This is a genomic window from Cuniculiplasma thermophilum (genome assembly GCF_052315355.1).
GTDB lineage: Archaea > Thermoplasmatota > Thermoplasmata > Thermoplasmatales > Thermoplasmataceae > Cuniculiplasma.
In genome coordinates this window covers 23,250-36,637 of record NZ_JBLSDF010000019.1, presented here as the reverse complement: position 1 = coordinate 36,637, position 13,388 = coordinate 23,250, and the positions used below count along the sequence as shown (strand labels likewise).

The following is a 13,388-nucleotide window of genomic DNA, read 5'->3' as shown; positions in this document are numbered from 1 at the left end:
CATAAGGAGATCAATACATTCTACAAATCTCATAGAAAGAATGAACAAGGAGATAAGAAGAAGGATCAAGATCATTGATTCAATGCCGTCGGAAGAGAGTGCAATGAAGATCATTTATCTGAGGGCAGCAGAGATAAATGATAAATGGTCCATGAGATCATTGAGGGGATATTATAAATGCATTGATGAGATTAAGGAAATGTTCCAAAGGAGGTATCCTTTATAAATACACAACATTTGGGACACTATGAATCAGGCTGTGGAATTTCTGTTGCGAACAAAGAGTAATTTAGAAAACCTCAAAATATTAAAAAGATGATCTAATAAATTAAAAAAATTTGTTTTTACTGATCCATCAGGAATTCCTGATTGTCAATAATTCCCTCGTCCTTGACCTTACCCATTGCCATGGATATTCCATGTATTATGAGTATCACAAGGATGTTTACAAGCAGACCGAATATACCCACATACATGAAGTCATAGAGGGAGGGCATAAACGCCTTTCCTGAGAAGTTTATGAGGTACTGCCCGTAAATGATCGCAATAATTCCTGCCAGCCAGCCCAGTCCAACGGAGTACTTGCTCATTTTTCTTGTGTACAGGGATATGTAAATGGCCGGAAGGGTTTGAAGAACTATTGCACCCCCAAGAGTCTGAAGGAATACTATATCTCCACTGGCAACCTTTATTAGAGAGAATGCCAGAGAAGCTGCTATTACCACAAGAACCAGTACCCTGGACAACCATGATTGTGTTTTTGAGGATGCGTTTGGATTTATGTACTCGAGGTAAACATTTCTTGTCAAAAGGTTAGCTGAGGAGATTGCCATGATGGATGCAGGCACGACACTTCCAACGACTATTGCAGCATATGCAAAGGATGTGAACAGTGTCGGGAATTCTGCCTTTATCAGATCAGGAATTGCAAAGGATGAATTACTGGCCGAAAACACACCATTGTGTACAACAACAGCAGCAATTCCCAGAATTGCAACCATTAGAAGGAGAATGTTATAAAGAGGCAGTAGTGATGCATTTCTCTTTATTGTCTTTGTATCCTTTGAACCAAGGGTTCCTGTGACTCCGTGAGGATAAAGGAAAAGTGCAAGTGCCGAACCAAGGGCAAGTGTTGTATATCCCAGGCCGAGGGTTGAAGATTCAAATAGAGGCGTTGAGGCGGAGGCGTTGGGTGATTCTGCAAAATATTTTGAAGCGTCTGCGAAAATTGGCTGGAAACCTCCAAGTTTGTACGGGATATATATTACTATAGCTATTACGGCAATCCATATAATTGCATCCTTGAGTATAGCAGTGAGTGCCGGACCTCTAAGACCGCTTACAAAGGTAAAGATGGCAACAAGAGCGAATGCGAATATGAGAGTTATGGTAGCGGGAAGGAACATGGCTCTGAGAACAAATGAAATTGATACGATTTGAAGCGCAATGTATGGGAGTTCGGCAACAACACCAGTCAGACCTATAAGCATAGCCAGAAGTCTCGAATCGAATCGATCTTTCACATAGTCTGATGAAGTTATGTAACCCCTTTTCTTTGATACGTTATAGAGTCTTGGCATTGTTGCATAAACTATTGGATATATCATTATACCATAGGTTATGGCAAACATTGCCAAGGCACCGGATGATGCGGCCAAGCCCGGAACTGCAATCAGTGTGTAGGCAGTATAGAGATCACCACCAAGCAGAAACCAAATAACAACTGTTCCAAACCTTCTTCCTCCAAGACCCCACTCCTGAATATCTTCCATTGTCTTTGGTTTACGCCACAGGTATGCAATGAATCCAATAAACAGGGCAATAATCACTACCGCGAAGAACAACGCATAATCCAAATCGTTAAATGGATTGACACTCATGCACTCACCCTACCCTTTGATTCCCTATTCTCTATAAAGTATACAATAGACGTCAGAATGGCAGCCAGAAATATCCACAGGATCTGATACCAATAAAAGAACGGCATCCCTCCCAGATATGGTGTAGCCCTATCGTAAATGCTAAAACCTAGAACCATGAACGCATAGGGCAATACTAGAATTATGAACTTCAATATGCTATTCATTGTCATGTACAGCTATATATAATATTTAAATCTTTCCATCAGACATTCTTTTCAAGGCACAATATTTCTCTCATAAAATGAGAGTTAATAGGTATTAAATATAATTTCATGAATTTCTATACTTCCCTCATTTAAAATAGAATGAGTTTAAAATGGCACCATTGCCATTTTTATTGAATGATATAAGAATGAAAAACTACCTTAAACTTAATAAAGTGACACTTAAATAATTTGGTAAAGTGAAATTGAAAGATTTGCATTCTTTAAAGGATAATTTCCAATGTAAGTATTTATCCTCATAATTTGAAGAATATGGGAATTGTGGAATTATTATATATGTATCAAGGCATGTATATGCATGAATGTGATAATGGTAACTAGCCGTGGGCCATATTCTTATGACAGGGGAAGAAATGGCGCCGTAAGGAGGGATAATGTTGGCGGAGTTGCCACAGGACTTAAGAATGTGCTTGAAAAAAATGGTGGAGAATGGATATGCTGGGGTGATGGCTCTCTTGACAGTCAGTTTCTGAATGAAGATAATGGTAAATATAAGATACACAGAATAATACTTGACCAAAAGGAAAAGAAGGGATATTATGATGATTACAGTAACAGCACACTTTGGCCGCTCTTCCATTATTTCAGGGAGAAGATATACCACGATTCAAGGGCTTATCATTATTACAGACAGGTAAACAGAAAATTCAGTGAACAGATTGTCAAGGTTATAAAAAGTGATGATGTCATATGGATACATGATTATCAGCTGTCCCTTGTACCTGGATTTCTGAGGGACCAGGGAATCGGTAATAGAATAATATTTACATGGCACATTCCCTGGGTGTCCAGCGGTTTCTATTCAATACTCCCTGAAAGAAACGATATTGTAAGGAGCATATCCACTGCCGATTCCATAACCTTCCATACTGATACATACGGAAAAAATTTCAGAGATTCGTACTACAGGGTAATTGGAAAGGATAAGGATCTGGAAAAACGAATTCACACAATACCCTTGGGAATAAATTACAAATATTTTGCATCAGGAATTCAGAGAGTGAAGAAAAAACCATTCCATCAGGAAAAGATAATCTTTTCCATTGACAGACTGGATTACACCAAGGGTCTTGTGCAGAGGGTGAATTCCATAGAAACCCTTATGAAGAAATATCATGAAATGAAGGAGAAGTTCGTTTTCATCATGATTGTTACCCCTAGCAGATCAGGGGTGAGAGACTACGATATGCTCAAGGATGAACTTGAGATGAACATAGGGAGAATTAACGGTCTTTATGGGAATATACACTGGACTCCCATAATATACATGTACAGGAAGGTTTCATCATCACAGCTGCATAACTACTACAAATGGGCAGATATTGCTCTTATTACACCGCTCATAGATGGTCTCAATCTTGTGGCTGAGGAATATATCAGCACAACGGAGAAGGGAATTCTAATCATTTCTGAATTTGCAGGAGTGTCAAGATATCTGAAGGGTGCCATTCTTACGAATCCTAATTCAGGAGACGATGTGGCTGAGAAGATAAAGAAGGCAATGGAAATGAATAACGACGAAATAGAATTAAGGCTAAAGACAATGAAGGAATTTGCTAAAAGGCACGATGGTTCATGGTGGATGAGGAAAGTTCTGGATACTATAAAACAGTAAGTGAGAGAATAAGGAGTGAGATTATTCATGGTTCCCAGATATTTCTGGATTATGATGGTACCCTTGTGCCAATAGTTATCAATCCGGAAGAGTGCTATGCCGATGAAAAACTAAAAAAATTGCTATCTGATATTTCAAAAAATTATGAACTTTTCATAGTTTCTGGGAGACAGATATCAGAACTTAGAAAATTCATAGGCCTGGACCTTAACTTCATAGGGATGCACGGAGCAGTTTCCTATATGAATGGCAGGGAAATCCCTCTGGTTCCAGGATTTTATCATTATGCTGATAGGGTGAAAGAAATTTCCGAAATGCATCTGGAATACCAGTACAAAGGGTTGAGAGTTTATGATAAATCTTCTGGAATCTTGTTTCACCTTGGACTTGTGGATGCAGCCATAAGGGATGAAATTACAGGGAGGGTGGAAGATATAGCTAAGATGTACCATATGGATCTGTACAGAGGAAAAAATGTTTTGGAATTAAAGATACCGGGAGTAAACAAAGGCGATGCCATCAGAAAGTTCAGAAATAGCATGCCATGCATGATTGCCGGCGATGAAGGAACAGACGAAATGGCCTTTAATGAGTGCAGAGAATGCCTGACTATCCATGTGGGCACAGGAAAGACCATTGCCAGATATAGTGTGCCTGATGTCTATTCATTTCGTAAGATTCTTGAGATTATGATTCAATGATTTATCATAACCCGTGGACATCGTAAAGATCAATTCTTCTTTGTCTTATTACCGGAACGGAATCTCTGTAATCATCCACCTTTGAAAGGTCTATTTCTCCCTGCAGGTCTCCAGCATCTTCGTCCAGTTCCATCAATATCTGTCCGTAGGGGTCCACCACCATTGAATGGCCTATAAAATCCTCCCCGCACTGATCCGCAGCAAGGACAAAAATTCCATTTTCCATGGCTCTTGCTCTTAAAAGTGTTGCCCATGTTTCATATTTAAGATGACCCCTGTAAAATCCTGCCTGAACTATGAGAATATAAGCACCCTGCAAAGAGTAGAGACGACTGATTTCGGGAAATCTTATATCGTAACATATTTCCATTGCGGTGGGAACTTTTCCATGGATCAAAAATGGTTCAGGTATTTTATTTCCTCTTTCATAGAGTCTGGATTCACTGAAACCGTAGGAATCGAATAGATGAATCTTAGAGTACCTTCCCGATATTCTCTCGGAACTGTTTATGTGAAGGGATGTGTTGAGGGGTTTACCGTAATTTTTTTCCACAAAATTGATAACTACATCCACAGATTGATTGGAGGCGGCCTCGCTTATTGTTCCTATAAAGGAATCATCATAGCTTTGGGCACTGCTCATAAATGCCTCAGGATTTGAATAATCCGGATAAAGCATTGAATACTCTGGAAAAATTATTATGGTGTTTTTCTCAGTTTCATTTATTTTAGCTGTTATGAAATCCAGATTATTTTTCAAAATGCTTCCGGACTTCCACTGAACAATTTTAAATTTTATCTTATTATCCATAAACATCACCTATGACTTTAGATTCAACTTTTCTGGAAGATAGGTTTCTGTCACAAAATTAAGACCGTATTTTGCAAGGGCCTGCTGTTCAGCCTTCTGATTAATCTTCAGCATTGTTTCTATCTCAGATTTCCAGAATTCCGTATTGAATCTTGGATCCTGCAATTCTGCATTGAGAGCACCTATATCCTTGTCGTTCAGTTTATCCGTTGGAAGGTCATAGGTTAATATATCACTGGCAGTAATTCCCACAAACTCAGCAGTGGGAACTGCAAGCCAGTGAGAAATATGGGCAGTCTTTATTGCTCCGTAGGCAATGGAAGCATATATTCGAAAAGACCATGGATCACCATCGGTGAATATGTAGACAGGAAGGCCCATCTCCTCATTCATCCTTTTCAGAAGCCTTCTTGTACTCCTTGCAGGCTGGCCTTTCAGGTGAACAAGAATTGCCCTGAAATCCTCATCAAATTTATTTTCCACCAATCTGTCAAACATACCTCCCGTTTCCAGAGCAACAATCATGTCTGCATCATGGGAGATCAGTCTTAGTTTTTCGGATTCCACATTGTATGGTATTGTGTATCCTGCATCTCCAACGTCATCCCTGCAATTTATCCTCTTGAATTCGTTCTTTCTGTTCTTCTCCTCTATTGTTATGTTTCCGATTATGCTCGCACCATTTTCCTCGGGCCTGAGGTGAAAATCCTCCCTGAGGAGTTCAGTTATCACTTCCAGATCTTCCACCAGGAGATTGGATTCATCCTGTGCAGTAAATTTATAATCTTTCCACCCCTCTGATATGTAGTACATTTCTCTGAGTGTGGACGACTTTGACTCCTTAAGCATTTCCATTATAAACTGAATTGTGTACAGCGATTTTGCCATGAACTGTGCGCCATCCATCTTTCTGGCCGATCTGACAACTTCCTGTTCACCATACTTCCAGACCCCAAGAAGGTTATCAAGGACAATGTTTTCCCTTGTCCTGGATTTTAACCTTATTTCCGGAATTTCCCCTCTGCTTATTGCATCATATATCTGTCTTGCAAAATCCCTTAGAGATTCTTCTGTGTTATCACTGCTCCTCATATGTTTCCACCCCCTTAAGTCCCCAGTCTGCGGGCAATTCCTCAGCCCCCTGAACATATACCGGATTTATTCCCGTAAAATAGTACTCTGCCCCTGAGTACCCACCTGATATCTTTTCCAGGTCTTCATCGTATTTATAGACATCTGATGGATTCAGATCTTTTATCTCAATATCCTTTTCACCAAAGGGATAGACTATTTTCAGATTCATGGATATATTTTCCATGGTATAATTCACCACAGATGTACGGGAAATTTTTCTTTCCCCATCCTTCACTACATCCTCTCTTATGAAGACCACATTGGCAATCCTGCTTATAACCATTTTACAGTCCGGTACCTCCTTAGAAAGTATCTCTGCACTTTTCTTTGCAATTTCAGGAACCACAACACTAACAAGATTGAATTTCTCCCCTATTTTCTTGTTCCTCTCTGCTCTGCTGTTAAATTTCCTCAGTTGCCTTACTTCGACCCGTATAACATTCTTTATTTCATCCATTATTTCATCGATTGGTGCTATGGCCTCCTTAGACTCGGATATGTATGGAATTCTTGGTCCATGGACGTGAACAAGAATTATTGCCGGACCGTAGGGAACCCCCTTACCCTGCTTCTGATCAAACCCCAGCTGCCTCCAGTCTATATCGGAAACTGCCTGTGTGATTGCACATGATCCGGGTTGAAAAAGAAGCGGAACCTTGTTTGCATAACGTACAATCCTCACCGGCTGATCTGAAGGGAGGTCCCCACCGTAGACCATGCCAACTTCTACAGAAAATGGATTTCCCTTGTAAATTCTTACCTTTCCAGACACAGGCTTTCCAAAGAATGCAGGTCTCTCCTCACCGTATACTGAAAGCATTCCCAGTCTGATGAACTGCTCTGAGATTGGAGAAAGTGATTCAGCTGTAGGGGGCATAAGCTTTGTCTGTGAGATGGCTTCCATTATGGAACTGGCCTGTTCCTTTGTTATCTCCTTCGGCTTTGTCTCAGGATTCACACCTGCCTTTTCCAGTATTTCTGATGCAGAATTCTCACTTACTCTGGAGAATTCTGATGCCAACATCTTCAGTATAGTTTCGCTCTCAGTGATCTGACAGAGGGACAGAAGTTCTCCAAGCTCAATACCGTATGGGTGTGGCTTTGTTGCCTTTGATGGTTTCGCAGGTTCCTCGATCGATCTTTCAAATACTATGCTCTTTCCATCTGGATCAGTGAAATGAATTCTTGCATTTGGATTTACAACTGCAACTTCCTTCAGATATTCCATTATGGACTGCTTTCCTGTTACATACCTACCCTTTGCGGTGATTGATATGGAAGTCCCTGAAACCCGGTCCCATATTATTGGTTCTTCCAGTTTAAGATCTGCAGTGTTTGTCCTCACATCTATCCCAAGAATGAAATGAAAGGCGACTTCATCCTGCTCCCTCTTGGTGATAATCTCACAGGGCTCTCCTGAGGTACTCTGACCGTAAAGAATTGAAGCCGTGATTCCAAGACCCTGTTGTCCCCTTGTCTGCCTGAGAACGTGAAACCTTGAACCATAAAGTAACTGACCAAAAACCCTTGGAACAACAGTTCTCTCTATACCGGGACCGTTATCAATTATTGTTAATTTGAAAATATCCCCTGTTCTCTTCTCTATAGTTACTGAAATATCAGGCAGTATTCCCTTCTCCTCACAGGCATCAAGGGAATTATCCACCGCCTCCTTCACAATCATAAAGAGAGATTTTTGAGCAGAATCAAAACCAAGGATGTGCCTGTTCTTTTCAAAGAATTCAGAAACTGATACCTGCTTATACTCCTCTCTTTTCGGTTTAGAAGCCATGATCCTTCATGTTTTCTCCTTTAAAGCGTTTTTCATATTGTCATACATTTGTCATTTTTCAATGATGGAAATTTCCTTAATTCCACGGACAACGCCATTATTTCTCTGGAACGATCAGAAGATGATTGCTTCAACCATCGTGGTAATCCTTTGCATAATCAGATAAAAAGAATATTTGGAAAGGATTACATATTTGCTTATCTTTTTTTATTCTATTAAGACTTACTGAAAAGTATGGAACCTGGAAAACAGGATGAACCTATTGAAGAGACAATAAAGCGTTTGAATTCAAATCCCAATGGGATAAGTGACGGGGAAGCGGCGGAAAGGATAAAAAAATTTGGACCAAATGTGATTACAGAAAAAAAGGTAAATCCTCTTGTAAAATTCATTCTAAAGTTCTGGGCCCCGGTACCTTGGATGCTTGAACTGACGGTGATTCTTACCTATTTCTTCGGAAAATATTTGGATATGTATGTGATTCTCTTTCTTCTTGTTTTCAACGCTATTGTCAGTTATATTCAGGAATTAAAGGCTCAAGATGCCATAGAAATTCTGAAAAAGAGAGTAAGTGTGTCGGCCAGGGTCCTGAGAAATGGAAACTGGAAGAATGTTGATGCGTCAAAAATTGTTCCTGGAGATATAGTTCACGTTAGAATGGGAGATATAATTCCGGCAGATATGAGAATTATCAGTGGGGAATCCCAATCTGATCAATCAATGCTAACAGGTGAATCTCTGCCTGTGAAAAAAATTCCAGGCGATATACTCTATTCAAGCTCCATTTTGAAAAGGGGGGAAGCAACAGGAATAATAATAGCAACAGGATCCTCAACTGTCTTTGGAAAAACTGCTCAGCTTGTTAATATTGCAGGTGCAAAATCCCATCTTGAAGCCCTGATTCTGAATATTGTAAAATACCTCGTTGTAATGGACCTTGCACTAATTGGCATTCTTCTGGTTTATTCCCTTTACATACATGTCAGCCTTTCTGATGTTATACCATTCTCTCTGGTCGTCTTAATTGCATCAGTACCAGTTGCCCTTCCAGCTACTTTCACAATGGCCATGGCAATTGGTGCTTTGGATCTGTCCAAGAGGGGAGTTCTTGTTACTAAATTGACCGCAGTTGAAGATGCTGCCTCCATGGATACTCTTTGTTTGGATAAAACCGGAACAATAACGGAAAATCGACTCTCGGTCAGCGAGCCGGTTCTTTATAATTCAACAGAGAACGACCTGATGTTTTACGCAATGATGGCTTCCGATGCATCTACGCTTGATGCCATAGATATTGCAGTTATAGATTATACAAAAAAACATGGGTTTCTTGTTCCCAATGTAACAAGAAAGGAATTTGTACCCTTTGATCCGGCTATAAAAAGAACGGAGGCAAAGATAGAAACCGATTCAGGTGAGTATCTCATAATGAAAGGCGCCCCACAGATCATCGTTGGTATGTGCAATGTTGAGAATAAGGGTGAAATACTAGACCGTGTAAAGGAACTTGGAAGCAAGGGATTCAGAACTCTTGGTGTCGCAAAAATTGGTGAAAAAGAGAAAACCTTCCTTGGATTGATCCCTCTGTATGATCCACCAAGATCTGATTCCGAGAAATTTATCAAGGAACTTAAGGCAATGGGTATCAGGCCCAGAATGATCACAGGAGACTCCTCTGCAATAGGAAGTGAAATAGGTAGGGAAGTTTCCATAGGAACAGAAAGCTGTACCATGGCAGACATCAGGGAGAGGAGGAAAAACATTGACCAATGCGACATTGTTGCGGAGGTCTATCCGGAGGACAAATACAATATAGTGAAGGAACTCCAGAACGAAAAGCACATTACCGGAATGACCGGAGATGGAGTTAACGATGCTCCTGCACTGAAACAGGCCGAGGTTGGAATAGCTGTGTCAAATGCCACAGACGTTGCAAAGGCTTCAGCAAGCCTGGTGCTGACTCATGAAGGACTTGAGGACATTGTTTCCGCCGTGGTAGATGGAAGGAAGATATTTCAGAGGATGTTAACTTACACCTTGAACAAGATAATCAAGACAGTTCAGGTGGGCATCTTTTTGACCACGTCATTCTTTCTGGTAGGTTTTTTCGTGACCACACCCTTTGACATTATACTCTTGCTCTTTGCCAACGATTTCGTGACAATGTCCATTTCCACTGATAATGTTGGTTTCTCCAAAAAGCCCGAGCAATGGAATCTGAAATCTCTTGTGGGCTCCTCTGTCTCACTTGCCCTTCTCATAGTAATTGAAAGCTTCTTTGTACTGTGGACAGGATTGAGATTTGGACTGAACCATGAGGAGATACAGACATATATTTTTGCAATGCTTGTATTTTCGGGACAGTTCACAGTATATATGGTCAGGGAAAGAAGGGCATTCTGGAAGTCCAGGCCCTCAAAATATCTCCTCACTGCATCCATAATGGATATAATTGTAATAACAATAATCACATCACAGGGTATTCTGGTTACACCAGTTCCACTGGTATACATCATTGCAGTACTTGTAATATCATTCCTGTGGATGGTAATGCTGGACAGGCTAAAAGGTGCAATATTCAGGCATTACGCAATCTAAAAACCCTTTCTCATTATAATTTATGAATATTAAATGGCCACCTTTATTCGGTGATTATAGAGAACAATACTGTTTTGAAATTTTAGGATAAAACTGATTCATTACAAACAAAAATATGGTCTATGAAAATTTGGAAAATTTTATTTTCATACCCATGATGATTTTCCCTTCTACATAAGATTTTCAGACCTTTATAATTGGATATGGTAAATGTTTTTAAACAAAATATCCAAGGTCGTCCTTCTGATTGTGCTCCTGCATCTCACCCTGCATCTTTTCAGTGAGCTGTTCTATATTCCTGCTTCTCTCTTCCATTTCCTTGAGATTTATTCTGAAACCGATAAGGGACGACAGGGTTTTAATTATTGAAAGAGCCGCCTTTGGGTCCGTAAAATATCCAGAGGTCTCACCCATTATGCATGCAGCATCCATTCCATAGAACTCTCCTGCTAAACCCATGATCACGCCTGCGGATCCTATTATCCCGCCACCGGGTTCATTTTCTGAGAAAATAACACCCGCTGACTCCAAACGCTTCTTCATCTTGATATCTGTCACGGCTCCGAGGATCCTTGGGTTTTCAACAAGTTTCCCGATCCCATATCCACCCAGAGTATAAACTAACTTTACCCCATTTTCCTTTGCTATATTCAGTATTGTCTCTGCTATCTCATATTGACCCTCAGGAGTGCTTCCCTGAAAATCGCCCGTAAAGATCATCAGACTCTTCTTCTTGGTCAGGTTCTTGCCAAATATGCTGTTTCTTGGAAGATAAGCAGCTCCGCTCGGATTTACAAAAACCTGGGCAGGAAGATGAGTTGAAAAAATATCATGGGTTTTAACCATCTTCAATTTCTCAATTATATAATCGACTGCCAATCTGGCAACATTCCCTATTCCTGGTAAACCGCATACTAATACCGGGGGATTTTCAAACACAAAATCCTCTTCTATTCTCTTAACCACTACTCTATCCATCTAAACCTTCTCCAATTCTTCCAGCCGATATTTCTGAAACCTGTCCGAGGTTGAATACTTTGGAGGACCAGCCAGAACTGTATTACCCTGACACACAGGGCATTTAAATTTCAGGGTGTAAGTACCGCATATGGGGCATTTTCTAATAGTTCCTTTCATTTTTCCTTACTTTCCCTTTCAAATTCGAAGGTCACACCAAGCTTCTTTGATGTGTCCTGGATGTTCTGGATTGAATTTTTTAAAATATCTTCTGCTTCCTTAAATTCTCTGCTTCTGACCTTGATCAGATATCTCGGTGCACCTGCATACTGTATCTGAACACCATCACGCTCCCCGGCGGTCAGGCACGCCTTAATCTTTTCTATTCCATCTGATGCAAGTGAATACATCTCGATCTTTCCGCCGATCTTTACAAAGGGTGAAGCCACATTCTGCTGAGCTACCTTAATGAAGACTGTTCTCCATTTTGCCCGAGTACCCTTCATGAATTCGTCACCTTCACTGGATGCCTCTTCAAAGGCTTCATAGAGAGACCCAAATTTCTCAACAAGGTCATTTCCAAACTCTTCCATGCACTGCTCCTTTTTCTTCTTTAGGTTCTGGGCCACTATTTCCATTAGTTTGTCTGCCTTCTGATCGTTTTTCCATTGTGATATCTTATCTCTCTTTTGATGCTCATTTACTCTTTTAAGGGATAATTCCACAACCTTTCTCTTTGCATCTACCTGAAGAACCTTACATACAGTTTTCTGTCCCTCTCGCAGGTGATCCTTAATAAATTTGACCCATCCACTTGCCACTTCAGAAATATGAATATATCCATTAACCCCGGGGAATTCATCCAGTTTAACGTCAGCACTGAATTTATCCACTTTCAGTATCGTAACTACTACCAGATCCCCTTCCTCAGGTAATTCAGATTCCATATTCATCAGTATTCTTCCACAATTTCTCCAGAGGTCTTTATGAGTCCACCGGTAGGTTTGATAATTTCAGCTCCGCAAATATGGCAGCTAACCTTACTTGACGCCCTTGTGAAGGTGATCTGCTCGTTTCCACATTCAGGGCACTTGATTTTGATAAATTTGTTGGCTTTTCCCTTGAGCTTTTTCATCTCCTTCTCTCCCATTATCTCACCTCAACTATTTCAAATTTCTTTGCTCTCTGTGTTGGGCTGGTCGTTGCCTTCTTGCATTTTAGACACCTGTACCTTATGCTTACCCTCTTTGTTGGTTTCTCTCTCCCTTCAAATTTAGGCCTGGGGAAACCTCCAAAACCTGAGGTTACTCTTCTGAATCTCCTCTGACCTGCCCTGAGTTCGCTTGCCTTTCTCTTCCTTACTCTTTCGACCTCGTGGTTCGTGTGCTCCTTGCAGAATTTGCAGTACATTTTAATATTTTTTGGCATTTTCACTACGTTCACCCTTAAATATCAAACTTAAGTGTTGATTTTACCAGTATTCCTTATCCATATAAGTATTTATTTAGAAATGAATCCCTTTTGTTCTTAATTACAAATTCATTCCTTTCATCACGGTACCTTCCAGAGATCTATAATTGTGTTCCCTATTGATTACCTGAATATGTGCCATAGTTGGAAATATAACTATGAAC

At 40.3% G+C, this 13,388-nt stretch carries 14 protein-coding genes; 4 read left to right on the top strand and 10 right to left on the bottom strand.

Going from position 1 to position 13,388, the window contains the following annotated elements; translation table 11 throughout:
• Nucleotides 1–226 (top strand): transposase (locus tag ACNF42_RS04750; RefSeq protein WP_443339446.1); only part of this gene is annotated, 226 nt, incomplete at its 5' end.
• Nucleotides 227–344: 118 nt separating this feature from the next.
• Here ACNF42_RS04750 and ACNF42_RS04745 read toward each other — a convergent pair.
• Both ACNF42_RS04745 and ACNF42_RS04740 read right to left on the bottom strand, forming a co-directional pair.
• Nucleotides 345–1,880 (bottom strand): sodium:solute symporter family protein, encoded by a 1,536-nt coding sequence (locus ACNF42_RS04745; RefSeq protein WP_443339444.1) that lies wholly within the window; start codon nt 1,878–1,880, stop codon nt 345–347.
• Complete coding sequence (locus tag ACNF42_RS04740; RefSeq protein WP_443339442.1) at nt 1,877–2,086, bottom strand: DUF3311 domain-containing protein; 210 nt, start codon at nt 2,084–2,086, stop codon at nt 1,877–1,879. The genes ACNF42_RS04745 and ACNF42_RS04740 overlap by 4 nt, the downstream gene beginning before the upstream one ends.
• A 358-nt stretch (nt 2,087–2,444) precedes the next feature.
• On the opposite strand from ACNF42_RS04740, the gene ACNF42_RS04735 reads away from it, so the two are divergent.
• Complete coding sequence (locus ACNF42_RS04735) at nt 2,445–3,761, top strand: alpha,alpha-trehalose-phosphate synthase (UDP-forming) (protein WP_443339440.1); 1,317 nt, start codon at nt 2,445–2,447, stop codon at nt 3,759–3,761.
• On the top strand, nt 3,722–4,462 hold the full coding sequence (otsB, locus tag ACNF42_RS04730) for a trehalose-phosphatase (protein WP_443339438.1): 741 nt from the start codon (nt 3,722–3,724) through the stop codon (nt 4,460–4,462). Before ACNF42_RS04735 ends, otsB begins: the two co-directional genes overlap by 40 nt.
• Before the next feature lie 4 nt (nt 4,463–4,466).
• Here otsB and ACNF42_RS04725 read toward each other — a convergent pair whose 3' ends face one another.
• From ACNF42_RS04725 to ACNF42_RS04715, 3 genes are read right to left on the bottom strand one after another with little or no spacing between them, the layout of a single operon-like run.
• Entirely contained in the window at nt 4,467–5,273 is an 807-nt protein-coding gene (locus ACNF42_RS04725) for a nitrilase-related carbon-nitrogen hydrolase (RefSeq protein WP_443339437.1), read from the bottom strand.
• Nucleotides 5,274–5,282: 9 nt separating this feature from the next.
• Nucleotides 5,283–6,365 carry a DNA topoisomerase IV subunit A gene (locus tag ACNF42_RS04720; protein ID WP_443339436.1) on the bottom strand — a complete coding sequence of 361 codons (1,083 nt, stop codon included), beginning with the start codon at nt 6,363–6,365 and terminating at the stop codon, nt 5,283–5,285.
• Nucleotides 6,352–8,199 carry a DNA topoisomerase VI subunit B gene (locus ACNF42_RS04715; RefSeq protein ID WP_443339435.1) on the bottom strand — a complete coding sequence of 616 codons (1,848 nt, stop codon included), beginning with the start codon at nt 8,197–8,199 and terminating at the stop codon, nt 6,352–6,354. The genes ACNF42_RS04720 and ACNF42_RS04715 overlap by 14 nt, the downstream gene beginning before the upstream one ends.
• A 234-nt stretch (nt 8,200–8,433) precedes the next feature.
• On the opposite strand from ACNF42_RS04715, the gene ACNF42_RS04710 reads away from it, so the two are divergent.
• Nucleotides 8,434–10,797 (top strand): plasma-membrane proton-efflux P-type ATPase, encoded by a 2,364-nt coding sequence (locus ACNF42_RS04710; protein ID WP_443339434.1) that lies wholly within the window; start codon nt 8,434–8,436, stop codon nt 10,795–10,797.
• Nucleotides 10,798–11,013: 216 nt separating this feature from the next.
• On the opposite strand, the gene ACNF42_RS04705 is transcribed toward ACNF42_RS04710, so the two are convergent.
• From ACNF42_RS04705 to ACNF42_RS04685, 5 genes are read right to left on the bottom strand one after another with little or no spacing between them, the layout of a single operon-like run.
• Complete coding sequence (locus tag ACNF42_RS04705) at nt 11,014–11,775, bottom strand: proteasome assembly chaperone family protein (RefSeq protein WP_443339433.1); 762 nt, start codon at nt 11,773–11,775, stop codon at nt 11,014–11,016.
• On the bottom strand, nt 11,776–11,934 hold the full coding sequence (locus ACNF42_RS04700; RefSeq protein WP_443339431.1) for a nucleolar RNA-binding Nop10p family protein: 159 nt from the start codon (nt 11,932–11,934) through the stop codon (nt 11,776–11,778).
• On the bottom strand, nt 11,931–12,701 hold the full coding sequence (locus ACNF42_RS04695) for a translation initiation factor IF-2 subunit alpha (protein ID WP_443339430.1): 771 nt from the start codon (nt 12,699–12,701) through the stop codon (nt 11,931–11,933). Before ACNF42_RS04695 ends, ACNF42_RS04700 begins: the two co-directional genes overlap by 4 nt.
• A 5-nt stretch (nt 12,702–12,706) precedes the next feature.
• Nucleotides 12,707–12,904 (bottom strand): 30S ribosomal protein S27e, encoded by a 198-nt coding sequence (locus tag ACNF42_RS04690; RefSeq protein ID WP_443339429.1) that lies wholly within the window; start codon nt 12,902–12,904, stop codon nt 12,707–12,709.
• Nucleotides 12,904–13,188 carry a 50S ribosomal protein L44e gene (locus ACNF42_RS04685; protein ID WP_443339428.1) on the bottom strand — a complete coding sequence of 95 codons (285 nt, stop codon included), beginning with the start codon at nt 13,186–13,188 and terminating at the stop codon, nt 12,904–12,906. Before ACNF42_RS04685 ends, ACNF42_RS04690 begins: the two co-directional genes overlap by 1 nt.
• Between the last annotated feature and the right edge of the window lie 200 nt (nt 13,189–13,388).